Genomic DNA, 537 nt, shown 5'->3' on the forward strand with positions numbered 1-537 from the left:
GGCGCGCGATCACCGCCACCTGCGGCAGGGCGAGCGTCACCACCGGCAGCACCCAGTAGGCGGGATCGGAGGAGGACCAGCCGCCCGCCGGCAGCCAGCGCAGGATCACCCCGAAGAAGAGGCTCAGCAGCGGGGCCACCACGAAGTTCGGCGTCGTGATGCCGAAGGTCGCGAGCCCCACGATCGTATAGTCGAGCCAGGAATTCTGCCTGAGCGCCGCGACGGCGCCGAGGATCGTGCCGATCAGCACCGCGAGCGAGATGGCAAGGCCGCCCAGCAGCATCGAGATCGGCAGGCCGGAGGCGAAGAGGTCGTTCACGGTGAAATCGCGCTTCGTGAACGAGGGGCCGAGGTCGCCCTGCATGAGGTTGCCCATGTAGGTCAGATATTGCGACCAGAGCGACCCGTCGAGGTTATAGGCCCGCTTGAGGTTCTCCATGATGAGCGGATCGAGCGGCCGCTCGAGGTCGAACGGGCCGCCGGGCGCGAGGCGGATCATGAAGAAGGTGAGGGTGACGATGATGAAGACGGTCGGGA

1 protein-coding gene is annotated in these 537 nt (G+C 66.7%); it reads right to left on the reverse strand.

Annotated features, from left to right (window positions below):
* The coding region (locus CKO11_RS17320; RefSeq protein WP_223641555.1) for an ABC transporter permease subunit at positions 1-537 on the reverse strand (537 nt) is incomplete at both ends.

It is taken from the genome of Rhodobacter sp. TJ_12 (assembly GCF_020023995.1).
Taxonomy (GTDB): Bacteria; Pseudomonadota; Alphaproteobacteria; order Rhodobacterales; family Rhodobacteraceae; genus Rhodobacter.